The following is a 25,089-nucleotide window of genomic DNA, read 5'->3' as shown; positions in this document are numbered from 1 at the left end:
CGCCGGCGATTTGCGGCGTGTTGCGGGAGCCGGACATTATGCGCGTGTGAAACTTAGGAAACGCTTAACAACGCCGGCGCAACGCGCGCCCATGTGATGCGGATGCGCGCTGCGCCAACCCGGCCGTGCCGGTCAGGCCGTCGCGTTGCTGGCGGCGGCTGCGAAGGCAAGCGGGCCGCCTGGCGGCTGGCCAGTTTGCTGCCGCGAGCGTCCCGAGCTCAGATAAGCGGCAATCGAGTCCTGCGTGATTTCGCCTACAACTGGTTGCTAGTTTTCCGAGATCGTTGAATTTGTCTGCAAGTCAGCTCCGGAGCGGGTTTCGGGCCGACGGCACCTGATCGGGTAGAGTCCAGATTTCTGGACGCAGCGCATGACCGCAAACCCATGCTGGCAAGGGATTCCAACGAAATTGAGCGAGGTGCAGTTCGAGCAGTTTGTCTTGCCGCATCTGGGGCGTGGCCGTCGCGGTCCTTCCCCCACGCTGTCCTTGCACAAGCTCTTCAACTACATCCTCCAGGCACTGTACATGGGATGCCAATGGAAGATGCTGCCAATCGAGAGGAATGCAGAAGGTCTTCCCGAAATTCACTACACGCGCATCTACCGTGCGATGCGGCGCTGGCATGCCGATGGCAGCATCGGGCGGATCTTTTCGGGATCGGTCCATCAACTTCATCAGGACCATTTGCTCGACCTTTCAGTCATCCACGGCGACGGCACCACGACTGCGGCAAAGAAAGGCGGCGACAATCTCGGGTACAGCGGACACAAACATCTCAAGGGCGGCAAGGTCGTTACGTTCTGCGATCGAAACTGCAACATCATCGCGCCATTCGTAAGCGCGCCGGGCAACCGCAATGAGTCGCCGCTGCTGCGCGACGCGCTGCCCAAACTCACCGGAATGGCTCGCGCCATTGGCGCTAACCTGCACGGTTCGACCGTCAGTCTGGATGGCGTCTACGATTGCCGGGCCAACCGCAAGGCGATCTTCAATCTCGGCATGATCCCGAATATCCCCGAAAATCCGCGTGGTCGCAAGACACCCAAACGCGGACGCAGGCAGCGCTTTGATCCGGCTATATTCGAGGAACGCTTTCGCACCATCGAACGCGTCTTCGCCTGGGAAGATAAATTCCGCCGTCTGCTGCTGCGCTTTGAACGCATCAGTGACGTGCACTACGCGTTCAAGACGCTCGCGTATACGATGATCAACCTTCGGCACTACGGCTGACGCCCCCTCTTCGGGCAGCTACCACGGTGATGGCACCCCGCGCGAGGCATTGGTGCGCACATTTTCATCTGTTATCCTGATGAAACTACCATGCCCTATGGGGTGTCGGTCGCTTTTCCCCAAATGTCACCCCTGAAATCACTCGCGGTCTCGCTTCACTGTGCGCCCGCGTGTTTTCAAACACGAAAACGCGCAACCAGTTCAGAGAAATCCCAGCACCAGTCCATTGGCTACCTGGGACAAGACGATTTCTGCCATGTCCGTGCTCCAGAATGCGGCGTCAGCGGGCGGCCATCGTGCAGCCGATTTCCTGGCGCGAACCGTAGAGCCGGTCGAGGTCGGCGGGGTTCTGCGGCACGACGGAGACCTGATTGAGCCAGTCCCATTTGTCGGTGATGTGGTCCTTCACCTTGAACACGGTCCAGCGCCGCAACAACTGGTGGTCCCACGGCCGGAAATACGCGGGGCTGCTGCTGTCGCCGACCTGCACGGTTTCGAGGCTCTGCACGATGTCGCCGCCCGAGGTGCTCTTCGCCTCGTTGACTGCCTTAAGCAGCGCGCGCGTGGTGAACCAGCCGATCCACGCCTTGTCTGCGGGCGGTTTGCCGTACTTCGCCATGTACTGTTTGACGAAAGCAACCTCTTCGGGCGAATGACCCGGTGAGCTGAAGTGCCAGGGCTTGCCGTAATAGCCGGTTGCGGCGTCAACGTTGATCGACCAGAGGTCCGAGTCGCCGATGATCGGGCAGGCCACCGGAATCTGGCCTTTCATGCCCATTTCCGCGTACTGCTTGAGAAAGGTGGAGAGGTCGCCTCCCGGCAGGCCGAGCAGCACGACATCGGGCATCAACTGGCGGATCTTGAGGATGAACGAGCTGAAGTCGGTGGTGTTGAGCGGCGTGACGTCGGCGCCTGTGATCGTGCCGCCGGACTGCTTGAGCAACTCCGACATCGAGCGCTGGATGTCCTGCCCGTACGCGTAGTTCGCGACGAGGAAATGCCACTTCTTGCCGATGGCGAGCAGCGAAGGCGCGAGCGCGCGACAGGTCACGGGCGTCGGGCTCAGCACGCGGAAGGTGTACGGATTGCAACTGCTGCCGGTCAGCTCGCGCGCGGCAGCGTTGGGCGCGATATAGGGCGTTTTCGTGCGCATCGCGACTGAGGACATCGCGAGCGACGTGCCGCTGTTCGTGCCGCCGATCACGGCGATCGCCTTGTCCTCTTCCACGAGCTTCTGCATGTTCTGCTGCGCCGACTGCGGGTTCGGCTCGTCGTACCAGACGAGATCGAGGCGGCGGCCGCGCGCCTGGTTGCCTGCCTGGTCGAGCGCGAGTTTCACGCCATTGGCGATCACTTCGCCCTGTTCGGTCCACACGCCTTGCTTGGCCATCAAGAGTCCGAGCTTGAGCGGCTGTTCGCCCTGTGCGCGCACGAAGGCAGGTGCCGCGAGCACCGCCGCGCCGCTCGCGAGCGCCTTGCCCGTCGTGGTGAGCCACGCGCGCCGCGAGAGCACCGGGCCTGCTGGCGCATTGGCCGTGGGGGTTGAGTGGGCCTGTGCCTGAAGGCTGCTGTCCTCGTTGTGCTTTTCCGTCATCTGTCTCCGCTCCTGTCCCGATTGAATGGGTCTGTTTCGTTGTGACGCCACAGCGGCTGAACCCGCCGTGCCGAAAAGTTTTGTGAACTCTAGTTCAAAGTGGAATAGTATTCAACAATCAAAGCAATTTCAGGGTATCAGGGTAATCACCGTCATCACCCGCGGCGACACCCTGGACACAACCCGTTCAACCGAAGCAAGGAGGAGTGAGGCAATGGCAAGGAGACGTCTGGCAGTGATCGGCGCGGGCGCGATCGGCAGGATGCATGTGGAGCGCGCGCGGCTGCATCCGCACGCAGAGGTGGTGGCGATCGCGGACCCGTCGCCGGCTGCTGAGCAGTTCGCGCGCGCCGAAGCGCTGCGCTGGTTCGCCGACTACGAGGCGATGCTCGACGAGGTGCGCCCCGAAGGCGCGATCGTTGCGACGCCGAACGCGACACACGTCGATGTCGGGCTAGCGTGCGTCGCGCGCGGGATACCCGCGCTGATCGAAAAGCCGGTCGCTGATCACGTGGAGGACGCATTGCGGCTGGACCGCGCCGCGCGCGAGGCGAACGAGCCGCTGCTGGTGGGCCACCATCGCCGCCACAACCCGATCCTGCGCCGCGCGCGCGAAATCGTGCAGTCGGGCAGGCTCGGCAAGCCCGTTGCGGCCAATGCGCTGGCCACGTTCTACAAGCCCGATGCGTACTTCGACGTGCAGTGGCGACGCCAGGCAGGCGGCGGTCCGGTGCTCATCAACCTGATCCACGACATCGACATCATGCGGTTCCTGCTCGGCGAAATCGTCGAAGTGCAGGCGCAGACCTCGAACGGCGTGCGGGGCTTCGAGGTGGAGGACACGGCCGCCGTGCTGCTGCGCTTCGCGAGCGGGGCGCTCGGCACGATTGTCGTCTCGGACACGGCCGCTGCGCCGTGGAACTGGGATCTCGCGGCGGGCGAGGCGACCCATTATCCGCGTCAGCAGGAGAACACGCACTTCCTGATCGGCACGGATGCATCGCTCACGCTGCCGCAGCTCGACGTGTGGGAGTACCGCAGCGGCAAGGGTTGGCACGAGCCGCTGACGGTGGAGCGCAGCACGCCGCACGCGCGCGACCCCTATCATGAGCAGTTGCGTCACTTCGCGGCCGTGATCGCGCGCGAAGAAGCGCCGGTATGTGCGGCCGATGATGGCGCGCGCACGCTGGCCGCGACACTGGCAGTGCATCGCGCGGCCACGACGCGCGCGCCAGCCACGCCGATGCTGGATGAAGCGCTCGAGGCGGCGCAGCGCTAGACGATCAGGATGCCTCATGACCGTGGCGGTAGAACGCCACGGTCTGGCGCAGACCGTCATCGAGCGGCGTTTGCGGCAGGTCCGGCAGCAGGCGCGCTAGCGCGGGATCGTGCGGGAACGCCGTGGCGATCGGCAGCGGCGGACCGCTCGCGTCAATTTGCGCGCCGGGCGCGATGGCCGTGATCTTGTCGATCAGTGTGCCGACCGGCGTCATCTCGCCCGCGAGCGTGAACGCGTGCGCGCCGTCGAACTCGCTGAGCAGCGCCGCTTCGTAGGCTGCGGCGACATCGTCCGCGAACACGAGACCCGTCTGTCCGCTGAATGGAATCGTGTAGCGTTCGCCGCGCGCGGCTGCGCGGCAGGCGAGGCTCGGCCCCGCACTCGAACCCGTTTCGCGCCCCGCGCCGTAGACCACCAGCGGCCGAAAGCCGATGCTCGCGATGCCGTGATCGTGCCAGTACGCGCGCGCGGAGCCTTCGCAGGCGAGCTTGAACGCGCCGTAGTGCGTTTGCGGCAGCGGCGTGGCGCCGTCGTCGGGGCCGAACACGCCGGCGCTGCTCGCATAGAGCACGCGACGCATGCCTGCGGCGCGCGCGGCTTCGAACACGTTGAGCGTGCCGATCAGGTTGATTTGGACGCCGCGCACCGGGTTCGCTGCGCAATCGTGCGTGAGAATGCCGGCGAGATGAACGACGGCGTCGCAGCCTTTGAGTGCGCGCGCGGTGTTGTCCGCGCTGGCGATGTCGCCAGTGCGCCATTGCACCGAAGCCGCGCGACCAGGTGCAAGTGCCTCGACGATCCGTGCGTCCGCGCGCAGGTCGAACGCGACGCAATCCATGCCGCGCGCGAGTAGCCGCTTCATGATCCATGCCCCAAGAAAACCACTACCACCCGTGATCAGTACCCGCATCGTCCCGTCTCCATGTTGTTGGTCAGGTCACAAAGTCTTTGCCAAATCTGAATTTGTGGAATAGTATTCCACAACGAAAACTAATTCTACAATAGCAAATGGACACTGCCTCTGGAGACACAGGAGCAAAGGCGATACCGAACATGAAGCGTGAACCGATACTCGATTGCGACGTGCTGGTGCTGGGTTCCGGCGCGGGTGGACTCTCGGCGGCGGTGACGTCGGCGGCGCAGGGTTTGCGCGTGATCGTCGCGGAAAAGGAAGACGTGTTCGGCGGCACGACCGCGTGGTCGGGCGGGTGGATGTGGATTCCGCGCACCCCGCTAGCGACGCGTGCGGGCATACGCGAGGACATCGAGACGCCGCGCACTTATCTGAAGAGCGAACTGGGCGAGCAATACGATGTCGCCAAGGTCGATGCGCTGCTCGAGCGCGGGCCGGAAATGGTCGAGTTTTTCGAGCGCCATACGGCCGTGCGCTTCATCGACGGCAATCGCATTCCCGATTTTCATACCACGCCGGGCGCGGGCACGGGCGGCCGCTCCGTGTGCGCGATGCCGTTCGACGGCCGCGAGCTGGGCCCGTTGATCGGCAAACTGCGCACGCCGCTCTCGGTCACGACGATCAAGGGCATGGCGCTCGGCTCCGGGCAGGATCTTGTGCACTTTTATCGTGCTACGCGCTCGCTGCGCTCGGCGTTCTATGCGAGCCGCCGCCTCGCGGCATTCGGCTGGCAGAAGCTGCGTTACGGGCGCTCGATGCATCTCGTGAATGGCAACGCGCTGGTCGCGCGGCTGTTGAAGTCGGCAGCGGATCGCGGCGTGGACCTGCGTACGCGCGCAAAGGCGGTCGGACTCTTGCGCGATGCATCGCGCGTGACGGGCGCGCGCGTCGAGATCGATGGCGTGGTGCACCAGGTGCGCGCCGCACGCGGTGTCGTGCTCGCGTGCGGCGGCTATCCGCACGATGTGGCGCGCCGCGCGCAGACCTTCGGCTATACGCCTTCTGGCCGCGAGCACTGGTCGGCCGCGCCGCGCAGCAATACGGGCGACGGCATTCGCCTCGGCGAGTCGATCGGCGCGTATTTCGACGGCGCGCTGGAGGCGCCCGCCGCGTGGGCGCCGGTGTCAATGGTGCCTGAGCACGACGGCGTGAAGGACGTTGCATTCCCTCACCTGATCGAGCGCGCGAAGCCCGGTGTGATCGCAGTCTCGCGCGCGGGCAAGCGCTTCGTGAACGAGGCGTCGTCGTATCACGACTTCATCGGTGCGCTGCTCGACACCACGCCAGCCGGCGAAGAAGTCTGCGCGTGGCTCGTGTGCGACCACCGTTTTCAGCGCCGCTACGGCCTGGGCTTCTCGAAGCCGTTTCCGTTTCCGACCGGGCCGTATCGGCGCGCGGGTTACCTGAAACGCGGCGCGACGCTCGCGGCGCTGGCGGCGCAATGCGGCATCGACGCGAACGCGCTCGCAGCAACGGTCGCGACCTACAACCAGTATGCGAAGCAGGGCGTCGATCCGCAGTTTCACAAAGGCTCGACGCCGTACAACCGTGTGCAGGGGGATGCCGGTCACGAGCCGAACCCGTGTCTCGCGCCAATCGAAAACGGCCCGTACTACGCGGTGAAACTGCTGCCCGGCAGCCTCGGCACGTTTGCGGGCCTTGCCACGGATGCATGCGCGCGCGCGCTCGACCGGGGCGGCCGCGTGATCGATGGCCTCTACGCTGTGGGCAACGACAGCGCCAGCATGATGGGCGGCTGCTATCCGAGTGGCGGCATCACGCTCGGCCCGGCGATGACCTTCGGTTATCTCGCCGGACTCTCGCTTGCCGAACCGCAGCAGATCGTTGCGCGCGCAGCGGATTCCGGTCCGAACACCATTTACCCTCAAGGACAATGCAATGACACTGTATGACGTAGTGACGCTCACCGTGAAAATCGGCGCGAACGCGCAGGTTTTCGAAGGCATCAAGGCAAGCGGCAATCCGCAGGGCGGCAAGCTGCTAGGCTGCTGGTACTCGGATATCGGCGCGCTCGGCAAGGTGCTCGTGCTGCGCGGCTTCGAGTCGGAGGCGGCGCTCGTGGGCGAGCGCAAGCGCATGCTGCTGGAGGGCAATCCGTTCGGCGTGGGCGAGTTCGTCGACGATGTGAAGACGGAAAGCTACGCGCTCTTCCCGTTCCTGCCGCCTATCGAGCCTGCCGTGCATGGCGGCATCTACGAGATGCGCGTGTATGGTACGAAGCTTGGCAGCCTGCAGCACACGATCGACGTGTGGGAGCAGGCGGTACCCGAGCGCACGAAGCGCTCGCCGCTCGTGGGCGCGATGTATTCACTCGACGGCGACGTGCCGCGCTTTCTCAACATCTGGCCGTACGCGAGCGTGGACGAGCGCTCGCGCGTTCGCGCGGAAGCGGTGAAAGACGGCGTGTGGCCGCCAAAGGGTGGACCCGCGCACCTCACGACGATGGAATCGACCATCTGCGTGCCGGCGCCGTTTTCGCCGCTGCGATAACCAGGAGGACACCATGACCCAGCCTCAACCGCGCGCGCTGTCGCTTTCGGCGCTGACCGTGCTCGAACTAAGCCCGCCGCAGATGGTGCAGTGCGCGGCCGATGCGGGCTACGACTACGTGGGTCTGCGCCTGCTGCCCGCGACCGACCACGAAGTGCGTCACGAGATCGTCGGCGATACGCCGCTCAAGCGCGAGACACTTGCGGTTCTGAAGGACACGGGCATGCGCGTGCTCGACGTCGAAATCCTGCGCCTGAAGCCCGATACCGACGTGAACAGCTACAAGCCGATGCTGGAAACGGCTGCCGATCTGGGCGCGCGCTATGTGCTCGTGGCGGGGAACGACCCGGACGCAGCGCGCACCGTCGACCGGCTGGGCCAGCTTTGCGACATCGCGGCGCCGCTCGGCCTCAGGCCTTCGCTGGAGCCGATGCCGTGGACCGACGTGAAGGACATCACGGCGGGCGAGCGCGTCGTGAAGGCGAGCGGGCGGACCAACACCGGTCTCATCATCGACCCGATCCACTTCGACCGCGCATGCTCGTCGCTCGACGCGTTGCGTGCGCTACCGCGCGAATACTTCGGCTACGTGCAGTTCTGCGACGCGCCAGCCGAGCGCCCCACCGACCTCGACACGTTGCTGTTCCAGGCGCGCTGCGAACGGATGATTCCGGGCGAGGGCGGCCTCGACCTGGTCGGCATCCTGCGCGCATTGCCCGACCACCTGCCGCTCAGCGTCGAAGTGCCGACCGAGCAATGGGCAAAGACGACGCGCGCCGTTGACCGCGCGAGGCGTTTGCGCGAGGCGACGCTCGCGGTGCTCGAAAAGGCCAATGTGACAGCCTGAGCGCATGTAGTTCGTCCCAAACATCGAGCAGCCTGGCGAGGTGGCCAGCAGAAGCGCCAATCAGGCTTGCATATGAAATCGACAACAAAAAGAACATGACACGGAGACAAACATGGCTTTTTCAGAAGCGGCCCAACCGGCCAGTCAACGTCAATTCGCAGGCAAGAATGCGGCCGCGCTAGACGTCCAGCAGTTTCTCGACGACCAGCCGGTCGGGCGCTTTCAGGCGCTCGTGCTCCTGCTGTGCATGATGATTGTGATGCTCGACGGCCTCGACACGGTCATGATCGGCTTCATCGCGCCGTCGCTCTCCAGCGCCTGGGCGATTCCGCGCGACGCGCTCGGGCCGGTGATGAGCGGCGGCCTGCTCGGCCTTGCGTTCGGCGCGCTGGCCGCCGGCCCCATGTCGGACCGCTTCGGGCGGAAGACGGTGATGACGGTGGCGGTGCTGTTCTTCGGCGTGTGGAGCTTCGCTTCCGCGTTCGCCGTGAACGTGCCGTCGCTCACGGCGCTGCGCTTTCTCACGGGCATCGGTCTCGGCGCCTCGATGCCGAATGCGGCGACGCTCATGGCCGAATACGCGCCGCCGCGTCGCCGCGCGCTGATGGTGACGGCGGTGTTTTGCGGCTTCACGTTCGGTGCCGCGGGCGGCGGTTTCGTGAGCGCATGGCTGATTGCGCAGTGGGGCTGGCAGTCGGTGCTACTGCTCGGCGGCGTGCTGCCGGTCGTGTACGTGCCCGTGCTGATCAAATGGCTGCCCGAGTCGGCGCGTTATCTCGCGCTCAAGGAAAGCCGGCGCGAACGCCTCGTGAGCGTGCTCAACCGCTTGAAGCCCGGTTCGGCCGACGGTCAGACGCGTTTCGTCTCGCATGAACCGGCGCGGGCGCCTCGCAGCCCAGTCCGGGCGATTCTCTCGCGCGAGCACGCGTTTGGCACGGTGATGCTGTGGATCTGCTATTTCGCGGGGCTGCTCACGGTTTACCTGCTGGGCAACTGGCTGCCCACGCTGATTCGGGGTCTCGGCTTCTCGCTTGCCGAAGCGGCCGTCGTGGGTGCGCTTTTCCAGGCGGGCGGCACGGTGGGTTCGGTCTTGATCGGCTGGCAGATGGACCGTTTCAATCCGCATCGCGCGCTCGGCGCGACCGTGCTTGCGGGCGGCGTGCTCGCCTGGTATATGGGCGCGTCGGCCCACCCGTTCAGTATCATCTGCGTGCTCGCGTTCGGCATGGGCTACTGCATGAACGGTTCGAACACCGGTTTCTGCGCGCTCGCGGCCGGGTCGTATCCCACCGAAATGCGCGCGACCGGCACGAGCTGGATGCTCGGCGTGGGCCGCTTTGGTGGTATTGCGGGCGCGATGGTGGGCGCCGCCATGCTGCATGCGAACTGGAGCTTCGGCGCGGTCTTCACGGTACTGGCGGCGCCTGCGGCAGTGGGAGGCATGGCGGTGCTGCTCAAGGGCGCGCGTCACCGCGGCGAGTTTACGGCGGTGAGCGTGAGCGCAGGGCATTGATTGAGCACACACACATACGAATCAGCTTGAATTCCAGTGTGGAATTGTGTTCTCATTTGTCTATCACGACACTGATGAGAAAGCGATATGGCAGGGAATCTTGAGCGTGCACTTGGCGTCCTCGAACTGTTGGCGAAGAACGGTGGCCGCATGCAGCTGGCCACCATCGCGGACACGCTGGATATCCCGCGCAGCGGCACGCACCGCCTTTTATCGATGCTGATCGACGAGGGCTTCGTGCGTCAGGACGAGGAGCATGGCGAGTACATGCTGGCCATGAAGCTCGTCTCGCTGGCGTTGATCTACCTGTCGACGAGCGGCGTGTTCGACATCTCGCAGCCGGTTCTCGATCGGCTGGCCGAGGCTTCGGGTGAGCTCGCGCGGCTGGGCGTGGTCGAGGACGATCACATCACATTCGTCGGCAAGGCGCAGGGCGCGAAGTCGGGCTTGCGCTACGACCCCGACATGGGCAGCAACCCGCCGTTGCACTGTACGGCGAGCGGCCAGGCGTGGCTCGCCACGCTGCCGGACGAGCGCGCGATCGAACTGGTGTCGAAGCAGGGTGGACTCGGGCCGAAGGCACAGAACGTGCCGCGCGCGCCAAAGACAATCCAGCAATTTCTCAAAGATCTGAACGGTGCGCGGCAGCGTGGTTATGGCATGGCCATCGAGACCTACGAGGCGGGCATGACGTCAATTGCGGCGCCAGTGCGCAATCCGGTGACTCAGGAAGTTGTGGGTATCGTGAGTCTCGCGGGACCGAGCAGCCGCTTGCCGGAAGAACGGCTCAAGGAACTCGCGCCGTACCTGCTCGAGGCCGCTTCGGACATGGGGGCAGCCACGCTCAGTTCGCGAATTTTCAAACGGAACGTGGTTTCGGCGTCGGCACCGGAGGCCACTCAAGTACCTGTCGCCAAAGGGCGGAGCCGGTCAGCGCAGAAATGAGCAGTCGGGTTCACAACCATCTGGCGTTCACCGTGTTTTGATTTGGAGGTATGCGCATCGTCGGCGGTCTCGATCCGGTCGGTGTGCAAACCGTTTTGTCGCGCGGGAGATATGCGCGCTCGTCGTCATGACTTAACATAATTCTATTGATCAATTTTTGCATAGGAATCCATACTAAATTATCGGGAGGTTGGTATCGGATTGTGCTTCAATTCGGTCCGCAATTTGATTTGATTGACAACTGCGGAACGGGTAGGGAAGCGCTGCCCTCCAGCGAACCCCAAGCCCGCCAACACGCCTTCCATAGTCGCTTTTTCCGGGCCAACGCGCGGTGAATCATCTCCATCGCTTCCCCGGCGTGTCTGTTTGTCCGGTGAACGCTACCGGTCTCGCGGCGCAGTTTCTGTTTGCACCGACCGGGCACACGCGCGCGCGCCGCTTCAAACTATCTATCGTATAGATCAGTACCCGCCTATCCGACGACCAGATCGGCCTCGCGCAGCAGCGCCACAATGGTGCGCTCGGGGGCATGAAGCCGAAGCATCAGGTCCTGCACGAAGGTCGCCACCGAGACTGCGGGATGGCCATCTTCAAAATATTCCAGGAGCCGCTGGACCTGGTTGGCCGGAATCGCCAGCCGCACACGCTCCGCGCAGACGCGCAGACGCGCAGACGCGCAGACGCGCAGACGCGCAGGCCGCTGACGCTCAACCTTGTATCTGGATTCCACCGCAACGTCGAGAGCCCGTTGGGAAGCGGCTCCGGCAACACGCGGAATTTGTGGTCGGGCAGTTCCGTCAGGTAGCCCTGCGCAGTGAGCGCCCGCAGATATTGGTGGACGGCGACCTTTTCCGCATCCTCGAATGCCGGCACGATTCTGAGTGCCCCAGGTTGACGATGTCAGGGCGCAGCAGAGCAACATACTCCGAACCGCATTCCCTGAACTGGTCGCTCAACGTTACTGGAAGGACATCTCCAGCGACACGCCCGAGTAGTTCGCCCGCGGCGCCATCTGCCGGCCGGGACCCTGCTCGAAGTGGATCAGGTCGTATTGCTCAAGCGTCTTGAGTGTGCGCGAGAGGTTCGACTTCTCGCGACCGCTTGCAGCAGCCAGTTCAGTCAGCGATTGCGGTTCGGTTTCCGCAATGAGCCTAAGCAGCATGCGGTTGCCATCCGAGAGGATCTTCGAGAAGCTCTCGACGGACTGAAACCAGACTTTGGGTTCGTCCGGAGCCGGTTTGAGTTTGCCGCTCGCGATCGCGATCGTCCTGGCCTGGAATTCCTTCAGCGGCATGATGCCGACCTTCAACGTCTTCATGGTGGTAATCATTTCGTTCCCTCCCTTCTCGAGAAACGCGTTGACTTCCTTCCAGAAGTCAGTCACCAGCGTGCCTGCGTCGCTATACTCGTAGAACCTGACGCGGTCGCCGGCGTGGCGATGGTCGTGCTCGATGCGGGTGCGAGCGCCGGGGCCCGAGCCCTCTTCGACCGGGTGAGCGTTATCGAACCCCAATATCCGCTCGTTGTCCGATGCCTAGTGGAACACCGGCAACGATCGCGCAGCCCACCGCGACGCTCACCAGCCAGATGTGCTGCAAGGTGAGTTGCAGCAGCTCAGGCCAGCTGGAAGAGAGATAGTCGAATACGCTCATGAGATCTCCTTCAGGGCAGCGCGTGCGTGCGCAGGAACGCGTCGGCCACTTCGCGCGGCGACTTGCCGTCGAGATCGACCGCCTTGTTCATGTCCTGCATCACATCGTTGTTGATCGCCGCCGAAAGCGCATTGAGTTGCGCCTCGAGTTTCGGATTGCGCTCGAGCGCCTCCTTGCGCACCACGGGCGTGGCGTTGTACGGCGGGAAGAAGTGCTTGTCGTCGTCGAGCGGCACGATGCCGAAGCCCTTCACGCGGCCATCGGTCGTGTAGACGAGGCCGATCTTCAGCTGGTTGGTGTGCAGCGCCGTGTAGACGAGCCCCGGGTCCATCTGCTTCAGTTGCGAGCGCTTGAAATGCATGTCGTAGGTTTCGAGCAGCGGCTTCAGGCCGTCTGGGCGGTTCGCGAATTCCGCGTCCATGCCGAACACGATGTGGCTGGCGTCGGGGCTGGTCTTCAGATAGTCGGCGAGCTGTGAAACCGTTTTGATGCCGGTGGCCTGCATGAACGGGCTCGGCAGCCCGATTGCGTAGGTGTCGTTGAGCGGCGAGGCGTCGAGCCAGACGAGCCCGCGCGGCACGTCAAGCGCTTTCACGCGCTGGTACATTTCTTCGGGCGTGAGCTTTTCCGTGAGCTTGTCGTAGACGAGCGCCGCCGTGCCGGTGTAGTCCCACGCCAGATCGAACTGGCCGTTCTCCAGCGCGCTGCGCATGAGCGTGCTGCCGAGCCCGGAGCGGACTTCCACCTCATAGCCACGCGAGCGCAGATATTGCGCCGTCACTTCCGCGAGCACGTACTGCTCGGTGAAATTTTTCGCGCCCAGCACCAGCTTGGCGGCGAACGCCGAAGAACTTGCCGCCACGCACAGCGTGCCCACGGCGAACAGCCGCGCGATCGATCGAATCGTACTGCGAAACATGGGAAAGCCTGCCAACAGGGCGCTCATGCTGCACCTCCGCGGCGCGCCTTCCACCGGCGGCTTCCGGCCGCGACGGCGCCGTCCAGCACGAGCGCGAGTATCGCGGTGAGCGAGGCGCCCAGCAACAGCAACGGTTGATCGTTGAGATAGATGCCGGGAAAGATCAGCGAGCCGAGGCTGTCGGCGCCAATCAGATAGGCGAGCGGCGCAGTGCCCACATTGATCGCGAGCGCCGTGCTCACGCCGCCCACGATGATGGGCAGCGCCTTGGGCAACTCCACGCGGGTGAGCGACTGCCAGCCGGTCATGCCGATGCCCTTGGCGGCTTCGCGCAGCGCGGCGGGCACGTTCTTCACGCCTTCATAGGTGTTGCGCGTGATGGGCAGCAGCGAGGCGAGGAACAGCGCGATGATGGCGGGCAGGTCGCCGATGCCGAAAACGCCGAGTGCGATGGCGAGCACGGCCAGCGACGGAATTGTGTTGCCGATGTTGAAGACCTGCATGAAGCGCTCGGCCTGGCGCTGAAAGCGCGGCCGGCTGAGCAGCACGCCCGCAGGCACGCCGACGATGATGGCGAGTGCCATGGAACAGCCCACGAGCCGTATGTGCTGGCCCGCGTACCAGGCGAGATCGCCGGCGTGCCTGGCGAACGTTTCAGCGCCGATCCCACGGGCGAGCGCCCATGCGATGACGGCAATGGCTATCAGGCTGCCCAGCCACTGGACAGTGCGTCGAGTCATGAAGAGGCGTCCCCTCAATCTCGGTGCGGCGCGCGTGACCGAAAAAAGCGCGTGCGCCGCGATGACGCCAGATGGCGCCGCGATGGAAGTTCGTGATCCCGGCATGGCCGCGATTGAACTGACGGAAACAGTCCTTGCTGGCCGCAACAAGAGGCGGTCAGCAGTCGAATGAACGCGCCGATGCGTTCGTCTGATTGTCATGTTCAGCCCAGCAGCGCAACGACGCCGTAGCGAGCGCGCCTGGGACAGGGCATCGTTCCGTAAGAACGGTATGGATGCGGCGGGCGGAAACCCGGGCCGCTGAGGCCGGTGGCCCCCTTGATATGGCGAAATGGATGCGCTCGCAACTAGTTTGTTGTTGCACCACAGCGGCTGTATTACCTCAGGTATATCGCCGCAGTTACATCACGTTACGCAAGAAGTCATGTTCTTTGTGACAGGAAGGCGAGTATAGGCCAATCGATTAAGCGCGTCTACCGTGCGACGCATTCGATATGACTCGCATCTCCGTGAATGGCCGCGGAAAGGTGCCCACACGTGTCATATAAGGTAAATGATTTGGATGTCGAAGTAAATTATGCAGGTATCATTTCCCGATTGAATTCAACAGGCTCCAGCGGAAATTATGTAATCGCGCGTGCGGGCGTGCAGCGGTCAAACGCGGTCCGCTGCATGCCCGCCACAGTGCTATGGCGTCACGCCTCGCGCTTAGCGCCCGTGACGCCGAGAGTGCGCTCGGCCAGCACGGCATCGCGCTTGGCAAGCAGGTGGCCGCGCAGGATTTTCGCCAGTGCGGGGCCGTTGCGCGCTTCGAGCGCGGCAATCATGCCTTCGTGGTCGCGGATCGCGCCGTCCCACTTGCTGGTCTGAAAGTTGGAGCGAAAGCGCAGCGCTTGCAGACGGCGGTTCAGCGTCACGTAAGTTTGGCGGAGCGCTGCATTGCGCGCGGCGATGTTGATGAGGTCGTGAATCGCATGATTGCGCGAGTAATAGCCGGACAGGTCGTTCTGCGCACGGCTCAGCAGCATGGCGGCGTGCAGCGCCTTGATTTGCGCAAGCTCCGTATCGCTGATGCGCTCGCACGCGAGTTCGCCCGCGAACGCCTCGAGCCCGCTCATGAGCTCGAACATGTCGCGTATCTCCGCTTCGCTCAACTGTGCAACCGTTGCGCCGCGGTTCGGCGAGATCTCGATGAGCCCTTCGGCGGCCAGCACCTTGAGCGCTTCGCGCAGCGGCGTGCGCGAAATGCCCAGCACTTCGCAGAGCTTGCGTTCATTGAGTTTCACGCCGGGCGCGAGCTGCCCTTCGACGATGAATTCGCGCAGGTGATCGACCACCGTGTCGTGCAGGCGCTGACGCGCGAGCTTCGGCAGCGCGAACTCCGGCGCGCCAGGCGGGGCGGACGCGAGTTGCGCGTCCGGAATGTCTGGATTTTGCATACGAGATCCCGATCGTCCGACTTGCCCCCATTCTAGCCGAGAGGCCGCCGGCGCATTGCTGAGCCTTGCTGCCGGGTTTCCCTTGGGCGTTCGCCGACAAGTTGACCTTGCATCTGCTCAATCATGCATTTGAGTATTTTGCATGCAAAATTTCATTCTGTACGGCTTCGGCACCGCCGCATGTTGGCGCTCGATCGGGTACGGCATCATGGCGCACAACGTGGCCGCGATCGACGCGATGCTGGCCGATGGTCACGAAACCTGATTTTGTAAGTTATCCAAAATGTTTGGTACAGGGCGCGTTTTTTTGGCGAGCACGGCGAAGGCCCGTGTCGGGGGCGGATGGGTTGCCTGGCAGTACGGACCACGGATCAACGTGGCATTCGCCGAAATTAAGGCGCTCTTCTATCGCGCGAATCGCACGAGTCCGGACCGCATCGTTCATCCGCCGAAAATGGACGATGTCGAGAATCTCCGCTTCGCGCCCTGCTATCACGAGCGCGCGTGGCGGCCGGTGCCCGGCTGATCGGCATGGAATATCACGCGCGATCCGCTCACGGGCGAAGAAGGACGCTGCTTGGCTGGATCCCGGGCGTTGCGGCTGCGCCCGTCGAATCGTCATGCTGCGACATGGCCGGCAGCTTCGGCTACGAAAGCGAGCATTACGCCACCTCGCTCGCGATGGCGGAGCTGTCACCACTGCCCGCCATGCGCGCCACGCAGGCAGCCGGCGACGCGCTGGTGGTCGTCGACGGCACGAACTGCCACCATCAGAACGCCGACGCGCAAGCGCGCAGGCGCTGCGCGTCGCTCAGGTTCTCGCGCGCGCTGGATGTGGCGCTTACCAGGGCGCGGTAAGACGCGTCGGGGCGCATCGCGTCAGGCTACGATGGCCGGATGCGCCTGCACCGGCCCGCCTAGCTGCTCGCGATGCGAGGGCGGCTGGCGTCCGTCGATATCGGTGATGCCGTACTCGCGCGCGAGTTCGGCGCCCACGAGCACGAGTCCGGATTTTTCGGTGCGGTGCGGATCGCGATAGAGCGCGTCGACGAGCCGCCCCGTGAACTGCGGGCTTTCCGCAAGCTCGCTGAAGCCGGCGTACTGCTCGGGATGCGCGGCGATTACGCGTTCGGTGCGCTCGGTCTTGAGCATGCCCATCCAGATCGACACTGCCGCCACGTTGAACGCGCGCAGATCCACGGCCATGTCTTTCGCGAACTTGTCCACGCCGGCTTTTTGCGCCCCATAGGCCGCGCCATGCATGTAGCAGCTCGCGCCGAACGATGAGGTGAACGCGATCAGGCCGTCGCGCTGCGCGGCCATCATGCGTGCCGCGTGCCAGCTTGCGACGTAGGCTGAGCGCAGGCCCACGTCCAGAATGTTCACCAATTCCAGCGGTTTTTCCCAGAACGGTGCGGGGCGGATCAGCTCGTCGTGCAGGACCGTGGCGTTGTTGACGAGCACGTCGATTCGGCCTTGTTCGTCGCGGATGCGCGTGAAGATGGCTTCGACCTGGTTGTCGTCGGCGTGGTCGCAGGCTAGCGCGATGCCGTGGCCGCCCAGGCGGGTGATTTCTGCCGCGGTGGCGTGGATGGTGCCGGGTAGCGGCGCGTCGCCATCGTTCTGCGAGCGGCCCGTTACGTAGACTGTTGTGCCGGCAGCGCCTAGTGCTAGCGCGATGCCTTTGCCTGCGCCGCGCGAGGCGCCGGTGACGAGGGCGATGTAGGGGTTGGGCATTAAGGAATCCTTCGGGTAGTTATATCAGCGAAAAAGCGCGACCAAACCGCGCTCACGCGTCAGCAAGCCTTCGTGCATCGCACGCAGCAAACGCAGCAGCCCGTATCGCGCCAACTGCATCCGCAGAAACATCCGGCAAGTCCCCAAGCGGAATAAACGCACTGATCTCCAGCCCATGCCCCGAAAGCGCGGGCAACTTGAGCGGTGTCGCAAGCACGTTAAGACGAGACAGACCCAAATCGCGCAGAATCTGCGACCCGATACCGTACTGGCGATTGCCCGATTCAGCACCGTGGCCGCTGTTCGCATGAGCCGCCTCACCCGCGCCGGTGCGCAAAGCACAATCGAGCAGCACGGCTACGCCACACCCTGCCTGCGCGATGCGCGTGAGCGCGCCATGCAGCGCAAGTCCATGCGCATCCGGGTCTTCATCGAACAAATCGAGCAGCGCGGCGCGTTCCTGCACACGCACGAGCGTGGGCGCGTCCGCGCTGGGCTGGCCGCGCACGAGCGCGAGATGCGTCGCGTCGCGCACGCGGTCACGATACTCGATCGCCTCGAACGGCCCCCAGGCAGTGGCGAGCGTGCGCGACGCCACGCGCTCCACCAGCGATTCGCGCTCGCTGCGATAGCGGATCAAATCGGCGATGGTGCCGATCTTCAGGCCATGCTCGCGCGCAAAGGTCATCAGCTCGGGCAGGCGCGCCATGGTGCCGTCGTCGTTCATCACCTCGCAGATCACGGCGGCCGGCGTCAGGCCCGCGAGCGCAGTGAGATCGCAGCCAGCTTCGGTATGGCCCGCGCGCACCAGCACGCCGCCTTCGCGCGCGACGATCGGAAATACATGGCCCGGTTGCGCGAGATGCTCGGCGCGCGCGCCCGGCGCGATGGCCGTGCGGATCGTATGCGCGCGATCGGCCGCGCTGATGCCCGTGGTTACACCTTCGGCTGCTTCGATGCTCACTGTGAAGGCCGTGCCGTATTGCGTGCCGTTGTGCGCGCTCATCGGGCCCAGTTGCAGGCGCGCCGCGTGATCGGCGCTCAGCGTGAGGCAGACGAGGCCGCGCGCGTGGCGCGCCATGAAGTTGATGGCCTCGGGCGTGACGCAGTCGGCGGCAATCACGAGATCGCCTTCGTTCTCGCGGTCTTCTTCGTCGACGAGAATCACCATGCGGCCTGCGCGCAGTTCTTCGACGATGGCGGGGGTGTCGGCCAGTTTCATACGGTCTGCTCCTCGCGATTGGCGCTATTGACGCGATTGCCTGGATGGGTGGCGTGAAGGGCGGTGCGATCGGCCGCGCCGAACACGGGCGCGCGGCGCTCCGTGAATGCGCGGGTGCCTTCGCGGAAATCGCCTTGGGCGGCGCAGGCGAGGAAGGCGCGCTGCTCGGCCACGAGTTGCGCGCCCAGCGTGTGGCGCGGCGCATCGGAGATCAGATGCTTGGTGTGCGAGAACGCGGCGGGCGAGAGCGCTGCGAGGCGAGCGGCGCGCTCAATGGTGGCCTTGGCCAGCTCGGCGGCGGGCACGACCCAGTTCACGAGGCCGACACGCAGCGCATCTTCAGCGCTGTAGCGTTCGTCCAAATAGAGCCATTCGGCGGCAGTGCGCGCGCCCATCAGGCGCGGCAGCGTGAAGGTCGCGCCGCCATCGGGCGAGGTGCCGAGGCGGTTGTACGCCGAGGTGAAGGTGGCGTCGGCGGCGGCAATCGCCACATCGCAGGCGGCCACCAACGAAAGGCCGAAGCCGGCCGCGGTGCCGTTCACGCTCGCCATTACCGGCTTGGCCGAGTGGGAGATCAGCTCGACCGCGCGCTGTGCATGACGCACGAGCTTGCCGATGGTGCGCTCGCGGCGCGCGGCAGAGAGTTCGAGCGCCGCGCGCATGGCGTGCACGTCGCCGCCCGCCATGAATGCACGGCCCGCGCCGGTCAGCACGATGGCCCTCACGGCGGGCTCCTGGGTGAGGCGCTCGAGCCGCGTGCACAGCTCGACGGCCACCGCTTCGCTCAGTGCGTTGAGTGCGTCGGGCCGGTTGAAGGTGAGCGTGGCTACGCCGTTGGCGTGCGTGGCGAGAATCGTGTCGGTCATGAGGCGTCCGCGCGCGTAGGTGCGTAAAGGTGTAGGAAGGTATCAGGGATGCAGCGCGGCGCGCAGGGCGCGGGCGCCCAGTTCGAGCGCGGCGCTTGCGGCGTCGAGCACGCCGACCATGCTGGCGAAGCCGTGCATCTGGCCTGGCCAGCGCACGTGCGTGACGGGCACGCCCGCCTGTGCGAGCCGCGCGGCGTAACGTTCGCTCTCATCGCGCAAGAGATCGCATTCGGCGCTCACGATGGTTGCGGGCGCAATGGCTTCGATGCGCTCCGCGCCCAGCGGACTCGCGAGCGGCGAAGCGCGGTCCGCTTGCGGTTCGAAGTACTGATCTTTGAACCAGCGCATGAGGCCCGCATCGAGGAAATAGCCGCTGCCATACGTTTCGTATGAAGGATGCTCATGTGCGCAGTCGACCACCGGATAGAGCAGCAACTGGTGCGCGATCGCCACTTCGCCGTGCAGCTGCTGCGCGCAGACGGCGGCCAGATTGCCGCCCGCGCTGTCGCCGGCCACCGCGAGCGCGCCCGGAATCGCGCCCAGTTGCGCGGCGTGGGCCGCTGCCCAGCGCACCGCCGCGATCGCGTCGTGTGCGGCGGCCGGAAAGCGCGCCTCCGGCGCGAGCCGGTAATCGACCGATAGAACGAGCACGTTTGCGCGCGCCGCGAGCGTGCGGCAAATATTGGCGTGCGTGTCGATCCCGCAAGCGACGAAGCCGCCGCCATGGAAGAACACGAGCAGCGGCAGGGTTTTCCCGCCCTCATGGGGCTGAGGGATCGGACGATAGAGCCGCGCGGCGAGCGGGCCGGCCGCGCCTGGCAGCGCCAGGTCTTCTTCGGCAGCGATGGCGTCGCCCTGGTTGACGAGGCTGGATGCGCCGCCCGCCGCAATGGCGGCGCGATAGCTGGCGGCGTCGAGCCGGCTGTAATCGGGGGCGGGCATGCCGGCGAGCGTGGCGAGCAGTGCGGCGGCTTGTGGGTCCAGCGCCATGAAGGTGTCTCCCTGAAAACGTCATCGAAGCGCGCCTTGTTGGCGCCGTTTAGCGCATTGGAGCGCTTGCGCGAAGCGCTTGCATCGTCCGATTAGACGAGGAGCGTGGACCGTGACCGGCGTAATGTCCGGACATCCGCAATGCAGGCACACGGCCCGCACGATCGCCCCAAAAAAAGCCCGAAGCAGTTGGGGGACGCGGATGAATACAAATGAAAAGGCGAACGCGCCAGCCAGGGGAATATCCCGATGGCAGCGGCGAGACAGCCCCGTAAAGTTTGCCGTCGCTAGGGGCGGCATGGAGGACGGAGACTGTGTTGATGGAGACAAGATGGGCCCCGGAAGAGGGCCAGGACGCCGGTGTCATGGCTGGCGTCGACCTTTCGCAATTCAGCGCGCTGATGGCGCGCGTGTACCAGGGGCCGCTGGAAACGGTGCCATGGTCCGGGGCGCTCGAACTGGTGCGCCAGCATCTGGACGCAGCCTATGCCACGCTGATCCTGCGCTCGCCTTCGAGCGACCGGCGCGGGCTGATGGTGCACGCATCGGAGAGCGGCATACCCGATGAGTCATCGTATAACGACTATTACTATTCGCTCGATCCCTTCGTCGGCCTGCCGGCGGACCGTGTCGTGACCGTGGACGAGGTGTTCGGCGAGACCGGCTGGCTCTCGAGCGAGCTGTACAAGCAATTCCTGAAGCCCAGTGACGTGCGCTATATCATGGGCGCCGACCTGCGCACCGAGTCGGGCGTGGAGTGCCGTTTCCGCGTATGCCGCAAGCACGCCGGCACGCAGTTCACGGCGCGCGACAAGGCGTTTTGCGCGCTGCTGCTGCCGCATCTGCGCCGCGCGGTGGAGCTGCATTCGCGTCTGGACGTGGTGGAGTCGGAGCGCACGCTCTATGCGAGCGCCATCGACCGCATGCTGGTGGGCATGGTCACGCTCGACGAGAGCGGGGCGATCATGAACACCAATAGCGTCGCCGATGAAATCCTCGCGGAAAGCGACGGCCTGCGCATTTCGAAGGGGGCCGTCGAGGCCATGGACAGCCAGGAGAACCGCACGCTGCAGCGGCTGATCCGCCACGCGATGATGGGCCACTTCGGCACCGCCGGTCCGCTGGTGGAGGCCATGCCCGTGACGCGCAGCGGCGACCGGCCGAAGCTCGGCGTGCTGGTGCGCACCGTGCCGCTTTCGGAGTGGTCGGAGGACAATCGCCGCCGGCCCGCCACCGTGCTGTTCCTGCGCGATCCGGACCGCAAGTCGCAGCGCTCGCAGGAAATCGTGCGCAAGCTGTTCGATCTCACGCCTGCCGAGACCTCGCTCGCGCTGCTGCTGACCAATGGCCCTACGCTGGAAGAGGCAGCAGAAGAACTGGGCATCAGCAAGAACACGGCGCGCGCGCATCTACGCTCGATTTTCTCGAAGACGGGCGTGACGCGGCAGGCGACGCTCGTGCGCATTCTGCTTGGCAGCGTGGTGCCGCTGGGTTGAAGGGCGCGCGCGCTTTGTGGCGCTTTCCTCGTACGTCAAAGCGCCTGATGTTGTCTATCGTTGGTAAAGTAAAGGGCGGCCTCATGCAGGCTGCCCTTTTGCATTTCACGGCCGGTTCTTTTGCGTGAGCACGAGCAGCGCGCCGTTGCGGTCCTCCAGTACTGCGCGCAATTCGTGCGGACCCTGCTGCACGGGCGCCCGCACGCTGGCGCCCGTGGCCACTACGCGCTCCATGGCCGCATAGAGATCGTCATCCTCTGCAATCCGAAACGTTAGAGCAGGACGCTCGACAATGCGCTCGTCGCCGGCTACCAGCGCGATCGTGAGCGGACCGCCCTCCAGCGCGCAATACCGCTCGCCGTCGCGCATTTTCACCGTGAGTCCAAGCCCGTCGACGAAGAACGGCAGCGCCGTCTCGATCGCGTCCACCGGGTACAGCATCATCGAAGCCTTCATTGCATTTTCCCCTTGAGTTGGTCTGGCGCGGCTGTGCCATGTGGGGATGCTAGCGCGCGTATGGGCGCGCGCCATGTCCGATTGGACTAGGGGTGTGCCTAAACCTTCGCTAATCCAAACAGACGATGCATCGCTTGCCCGGCGCACAGAAACTTCATCTCGTGGACCGTCACGATCACACCTGCGGCGGCAGCGCGGCACCCGCCGCCCCCGTCCGACAAACAAGGAGACAGCTGCGATGAAGTTTTCCCTGATTTACGAAGCCCAGACGACCGATGCCTCCCGCGAAGGCGACCACCGCATCTTCAAGGAGACCGTCGAGCAGGCACTGCTCGCCGAGCAGATGGGCTTCGATACCGTCTGGTGCGTCGAGCACACCTCGCTCACCAACTATGCGCACATGAGCGCGCCGGAAACGTTCCTCGCCTATCTCGCGGGCCGCACCACGCGCATCGGTCTCGGCCATGGCGTCGTCTGCCTGCCCCCCGCGATGAATCACCCGATCAAGGTGGCCGAGCGCGTTGCGCTGCTCGACATTCTTTCGCAGGGCCGCGTGCACTTCGGCGTGGGCAAGGGCGGCAGCCAGCAGGAAGCGGGCGCATTCGGCTATGACCTGGGCGAGTTGCAGCCGATGATCGACGAGTCGATGTATCTCGTGCCCAAGATGTTCGTGCAGGACGAGATCGAGCACGACGGCAAATACATCAAGATTCCTAAGCGTCCGATTCACCCGAAGCCGTATCAGGATCCGCATCCGCCCATGTACATGGCCTGCACCAACAGCGACGCCCTGACGCGCGCTGGCCAGCGCGGTCTTGGCGCGCTCGTGCTCGGCTTCGGCGGCCCCGACGAAGTGGCGAAGAAGAACGCACTCTATCGCCAGGCATACAGCACGCGCAAGGCCGAGGAGCAGGTGGGCTTCCGCCCGACCGAACACCTCGCCGCGCTGTGCCCGGCTATCGTGATGGGCGACGGCCAGCAGGCCCGCAAGATCGGCATTCGCGGCCAGCGCTATTTCATGGAGTCGCTCGCGTACTGGTACACGGGCGGCGAGCGTCCGGACCCGTCGAAGTGGGGCGACGACCTCGTGCAAGCCGATAGCGGCCAGATGGTGATCCGCTCGCGCTTCGCTTCGGAAGAAGTGGTGGTGGACTTCAGCGACCCGGCGCTCTCGATGATGAACCCCAACCACGCGTACGGCACGGTGGACGATTGCATCGGCTACGTAGGACGCCTGATGGAAGCGGGCGTGGACGAAGTGCTGTTCCTCGTCCAGATGGGCACGGTGCCGCATGAAGCTTCGATGGAATCGATCCGCAATATCGGCGAGCACGTGATTCCGTACTTCAGCCGCGTCAAGGCGCGCGCCGCCGCCTGATCCAGGCGCAAGCGCACACGCGCCCGGCCTGGCGCAGGTCGCGATGCAAGTTGCGACAAGCCGCGACTGAAAAGCGGCCAGCCGGGCTCGGGCGCCCCAGCAGATCGAATCGACGACGAACCACCGTGGCGCACGGCGCCACCGAAGAAGACATAGGAGACAGCGGTGCACCGAGACCACGAATCGAATGCCCTTGCGGCCGAACTGATCGCACGCGCCCACGCGCTCGCCCCCGTGCTGGCCGAGCGCGGCGACGCGGCGGAGGCCGCGGGCCGCATCCCGGCGCAGACCATTGCCGACATGCAGGCGGCGGGCTTCTTCAAGGTGCTCCAGCCGAAGCGCTACGGCGGCTATGAACTGGAGCCGCAAACGTTCTTCGAAATCCAGATGGCGCTCGCGCGTGGCTGCATGTCCACGGCCTGGGTGTACGGCGTGGTGGGCGTGCACAACTGGCAACTCGCGCTGTTCGACGAGCGCGCGCAGCAGGATGTCTGGGGCAAGGACCCGGCCACGCTCATTGCTTCCACGTATATGCCGGTAGGCAAGGTCACGCCGGTGGAAGGGGGCTTCCGGCTCTCGGGCCACTGGAAATTCTCCAGCGGCAGCGAACTGTGCGAGTGGGTGTTCCTCGGCGCGCTCGTGCCGCCGGCGCGCGCGGGCGGGCCGCCCGAATACCGCACCTTCCTGCTGCCGAAGTCCGACTACACGATCGAGCGCGACTGGGACGTGTTGGGCCTGCGCGCGACGGGCAGCCACGACATCGTGGTGAACGACGTGTTTGTGCCTGAATACCGCACGCACAAGGCCGTGGACGGCATGATGGGCACGAGCCCGGGTCTCGCGTTGAACGATGCGCCGCTGTTCCGTTTGCCGTTCGCGCAGATCTTCGTGCGCGCGGTTTGCACGGCGTGCATCGGCGCGCTGCAAGGGGCAGTCGACGACTTCCGCGCCTACGCGACCAACCGCGTGAGCGCCAATAGCGGCGCAAAGACCGCCGACGACACCGGCGCCCAAAGCGCCTGCGCGAACGCGGCTGTTGCCATCGACGAAATGCAGGTGCTGTTGCGCCGCAACTTCGATGAACTGCTCGCTGGGGTGCAGGGTGGCCCCGAAGTATCGATCGAGCGGCGCGTGCATTTCCGCTATCAGTCGGCGCAGGTGGCAGAGCGCTGCGCGCGGGCGGCCAATGCGCTGCTGCGCTACGCGGGCGGCAACGGCATTTATCGGCGCAACCCTCTCGTGCGGCGCTTTCTCGACCTGCACGCGGCGCGCGCGCACTACGCCAACAATCTCGACCGCTTCGGCCAAAACCTCGGCGCGGTGATGCTCGGTCGCACCAACACCGACTTTTTTATCTGAGG

At 64.9% G+C, this 25,089-nt stretch carries 25 protein-coding genes and 2 pseudogenes; 13 read left to right on the top strand and 14 right to left on the bottom strand.

What is annotated here, in order from left to right; genetic code table 11:
* Window positions 1-132: 132 nt before the first annotated feature.
* Window positions 133-258, bottom strand: a pseudogene (locus P5W98_RS30315) (glycine/betaine ABC transporter ATP-binding protein); the annotation flags it as partial.
* Between the two features lie 112 nt (window positions 259-370).
* Between P5W98_RS30315 and P5W98_RS30310 the strand changes: the two are divergent.
* Window positions 371-1,231 carry a transposase gene (locus P5W98_RS30310; RefSeq protein ID WP_421028142.1) on the top strand — a complete coding sequence of 287 codons (861 nt, stop codon included), beginning with the start codon at window positions 371-373 and terminating at the stop codon, window positions 1,229-1,231.
* Window positions 1,232-1,511: 280 nt separating this feature from the next.
* On the opposite strand, the gene P5W98_RS30305 is transcribed toward P5W98_RS30310, so the two are convergent.
* Window positions 1,512-2,825 carry an ABC transporter substrate-binding protein gene (locus P5W98_RS30305; protein WP_421028141.1) on the bottom strand — a complete coding sequence of 438 codons (1,314 nt, stop codon included), beginning with the start codon at window positions 2,823-2,825 and terminating at the stop codon, window positions 1,512-1,514.
* 214 nt (window positions 2,826-3,039) lie between these two features.
* Between P5W98_RS30305 and P5W98_RS30300 the strand changes: the two genes are divergently transcribed.
* Window positions 3,040-4,104 (top strand): Gfo/Idh/MocA family protein, encoded by a 1,065-nt coding sequence (locus P5W98_RS30300; protein WP_421028140.1) that lies wholly within the window; start codon window positions 3,040-3,042, stop codon window positions 4,102-4,104.
* Window positions 4,105-4,108: 4 nt separating this feature from the next.
* Here the strand turns inward: P5W98_RS30300 and P5W98_RS30295 are convergent, their stop codons facing one another.
* Window positions 4,109-5,014, bottom strand: coding sequence for an NAD-dependent epimerase/dehydratase family protein (locus P5W98_RS30295; RefSeq protein WP_421028139.1), 906 nt, complete (start codon window positions 5,012-5,014; stop codon window positions 4,109-4,111).
* 143 nt (window positions 5,015-5,157) lie between these two features.
* Here P5W98_RS30295 and P5W98_RS30290 point away from each other — a divergent pair, with 143 nt between their 5' ends.
* The 5 genes from P5W98_RS30290 to P5W98_RS30270 all read left to right on the top strand — a co-directional run bounded on the left by P5W98_RS30290 (window position 5,158) and on the right by P5W98_RS30270 (window position 10,833).
* Window positions 5,158-6,930: an FAD-dependent oxidoreductase gene (locus tag P5W98_RS30290; protein WP_421028138.1), complete on the top strand. Its 1,773-nt coding sequence runs from the start codon at window positions 5,158-5,160 to the stop codon at window positions 6,928-6,930.
* Window positions 6,917-7,528 carry an NIPSNAP family protein gene (locus tag P5W98_RS30285; protein ID WP_421028137.1) on the top strand — a complete coding sequence of 204 codons (612 nt, stop codon included), beginning with the start codon at window positions 6,917-6,919 and terminating at the stop codon, window positions 7,526-7,528. The genes P5W98_RS30290 and P5W98_RS30285 overlap by 14 nt, the downstream gene beginning before the upstream one ends.
* Window positions 7,529-7,541: 13 nt before the next feature.
* Complete coding sequence (locus P5W98_RS30280) at window positions 7,542-8,375, top strand: sugar phosphate isomerase/epimerase family protein (RefSeq protein WP_421028136.1); 834 nt, start codon at window positions 7,542-7,544, stop codon at window positions 8,373-8,375.
* Window positions 8,376-8,487: 112 nt separating this feature from the next.
* Window positions 8,488-9,888: an MFS transporter gene (locus tag P5W98_RS30275; RefSeq protein ID WP_421028135.1), complete on the top strand. Its 1,401-nt coding sequence runs from the start codon at window positions 8,488-8,490 to the stop codon at window positions 9,886-9,888.
* Between the two features lie 87 nt (window positions 9,889-9,975).
* Window positions 9,976-10,833, top strand: coding sequence for an IclR family transcriptional regulator (locus tag P5W98_RS30270; RefSeq protein ID WP_421028134.1), 858 nt, complete (start codon window positions 9,976-9,978; stop codon window positions 10,831-10,833).
* Window positions 10,834-11,305: 472 nt separating this feature from the next.
* Here P5W98_RS30270 and P5W98_RS30265 read toward each other — a convergent pair whose 3' ends face one another.
* From P5W98_RS30265 to P5W98_RS30240, 6 genes and pseudogenes are all read right to left on the bottom strand, one after another.
* Window positions 11,306-11,563, bottom strand: a complete 258-nt coding sequence (locus P5W98_RS30265) for a hypothetical protein (RefSeq protein WP_421028133.1) — start codon at window positions 11,561-11,563, stop codon at window positions 11,306-11,308.
* 228 nt (window positions 11,564-11,791) lie between these two features.
* Entirely contained in the window at window positions 11,792-12,346 is a 555-nt protein-coding gene (locus P5W98_RS30260) for a MarR family transcriptional regulator (RefSeq protein ID WP_421028132.1), read from the bottom strand.
* 16 nt (window positions 12,347-12,362) lie between these two features.
* Window positions 12,363-12,485 (bottom strand): annotated as a pseudogene (locus P5W98_RS30255) (choline ABC transporter permease); the annotation flags it as partial.
* A 10-nt stretch (window positions 12,486-12,495) separates the two neighbouring features.
* Window positions 12,496-13,431: a glycine betaine ABC transporter substrate-binding protein gene (locus P5W98_RS30250; RefSeq protein ID WP_421028131.1), complete on the bottom strand. Its 936-nt coding sequence runs from the start codon at window positions 13,429-13,431 to the stop codon at window positions 12,496-12,498.
* Window positions 13,428-14,144 (bottom strand): ABC transporter permease, encoded by a 717-nt coding sequence (locus P5W98_RS30245; protein WP_421028130.1) that lies wholly within the window; start codon window positions 14,142-14,144, stop codon window positions 13,428-13,430. The genes P5W98_RS30250 and P5W98_RS30245 overlap by 4 nt, the downstream gene beginning before the upstream one ends.
* A 695-nt stretch (window positions 14,145-14,839) precedes the next feature.
* Complete coding sequence (locus P5W98_RS30240) at window positions 14,840-15,583, bottom strand: GntR family transcriptional regulator (protein WP_421028129.1); 744 nt, start codon at window positions 15,581-15,583, stop codon at window positions 14,840-14,842.
* A gap of 142 nt (window positions 15,584-15,725) precedes the next feature.
* On the opposite strand from P5W98_RS30240, the gene P5W98_RS30235 reads away from it, so the two are divergent.
* From P5W98_RS30235 to P5W98_RS30225, 3 genes are all read left to right on the top strand, one after another.
* Window positions 15,726-15,848: a hypothetical protein gene (locus P5W98_RS30235; RefSeq protein WP_421028128.1), complete on the top strand. Its 123-nt coding sequence runs from the start codon at window positions 15,726-15,728 to the stop codon at window positions 15,846-15,848.
* Window positions 15,849-15,959: 111 nt separating this feature from the next.
* On the top strand, window positions 15,960-16,109 hold the full coding sequence (locus P5W98_RS30230; RefSeq protein WP_421028127.1) for a hypothetical protein: 150 nt from the start codon (window positions 15,960-15,962) through the stop codon (window positions 16,107-16,109).
* The gene (locus tag P5W98_RS30225) at window positions 16,088-16,441 is read left to right on the top strand and encodes a hypothetical protein (protein ID WP_421028126.1); all 354 of its coding nucleotides are present in this window, start codon (window positions 16,088-16,090) and stop codon (window positions 16,439-16,441) included. Before P5W98_RS30230 ends, P5W98_RS30225 begins: the two co-directional genes overlap by 22 nt.
* A 21-nt stretch (window positions 16,442-16,462) precedes the next feature.
* Here P5W98_RS30225 and P5W98_RS30220 read toward each other — a convergent pair whose 3' ends face one another.
* Genes P5W98_RS30220 through P5W98_RS30205 form a run of 4 tightly spaced genes read right to left on the bottom strand, consistent with a single transcriptional unit; the run spans window position 16,463 to window position 20,398 of the window.
* Window positions 16,463-17,320, bottom strand: coding sequence for an SDR family NAD(P)-dependent oxidoreductase (locus tag P5W98_RS30220; protein WP_421028125.1), 858 nt, complete (start codon window positions 17,318-17,320; stop codon window positions 16,463-16,465).
* 52 nt (window positions 17,321-17,372) lie between these two features.
* Window positions 17,373-18,542: a bifunctional 3,4-dihydroxy-2-butanone-4-phosphate synthase/GTP cyclohydrolase II gene (gene ribBA / locus P5W98_RS30215; protein ID WP_421028124.1), complete on the bottom strand. Its 1,170-nt coding sequence runs from the start codon at window positions 18,540-18,542 to the stop codon at window positions 17,373-17,375.
* Window positions 18,539-19,408 (bottom strand): enoyl-CoA hydratase-related protein, encoded by an 870-nt coding sequence (locus P5W98_RS30210; protein ID WP_421028123.1) that lies wholly within the window; start codon window positions 19,406-19,408, stop codon window positions 18,539-18,541. Before P5W98_RS30210 ends, ribBA begins: the two co-directional genes overlap by 4 nt.
* A gap of 42 nt (window positions 19,409-19,450) precedes the next feature.
* Complete coding sequence (locus P5W98_RS30205; protein ID WP_421028122.1) at window positions 19,451-20,398, bottom strand: alpha/beta hydrolase; 948 nt, start codon at window positions 20,396-20,398, stop codon at window positions 19,451-19,453.
* 320 nt (window positions 20,399-20,718) lie between these two features.
* On the opposite strand from P5W98_RS30205, the gene P5W98_RS30200 reads away from it, so the two are divergent.
* Entirely contained in the window at window positions 20,719-21,894 is a 1,176-nt protein-coding gene (locus P5W98_RS30200; RefSeq protein WP_421028121.1) for a helix-turn-helix transcriptional regulator, read from the top strand.
* 105 nt (window positions 21,895-21,999) lie between these two features.
* Here the strand turns inward: P5W98_RS30200 and P5W98_RS30195 are convergent, their stop codons facing one another.
* Window positions 22,000-22,350, bottom strand: a complete 351-nt coding sequence (locus P5W98_RS30195; protein WP_175195135.1) for a VOC family protein — start codon at window positions 22,348-22,350, stop codon at window positions 22,000-22,002.
* A gap of 238 nt (window positions 22,351-22,588) precedes the next feature.
* On the opposite strand from P5W98_RS30195, the gene P5W98_RS30190 reads away from it, so the two are divergent.
* The gene (locus P5W98_RS30190; protein WP_421028120.1) at window positions 22,589-23,728 is read left to right on the top strand and encodes an LLM class flavin-dependent oxidoreductase; all 1,140 of its coding nucleotides are present in this window, start codon (window positions 22,589-22,591) and stop codon (window positions 23,726-23,728) included.
* A gap of 165 nt (window positions 23,729-23,893) precedes the next feature.
* Window positions 23,894-25,087, top strand: a complete 1,194-nt coding sequence (locus P5W98_RS30185; RefSeq protein ID WP_421028119.1) for an acyl-CoA dehydrogenase family protein — start codon at window positions 23,894-23,896, stop codon at window positions 25,085-25,087.
* The last annotated feature ends 2 nt before the right edge of the window (window positions 25,088-25,089 follow it).

Source organism: Paraburkholderia sp. A1BS-2L (assembly GCF_051125205.1).
Classification (GTDB): domain Bacteria; phylum Pseudomonadota; class Gammaproteobacteria; order Burkholderiales; family Burkholderiaceae; genus Paraburkholderia.
This window is presented reverse-complemented; position numbering and strand designations above follow the sequence as displayed.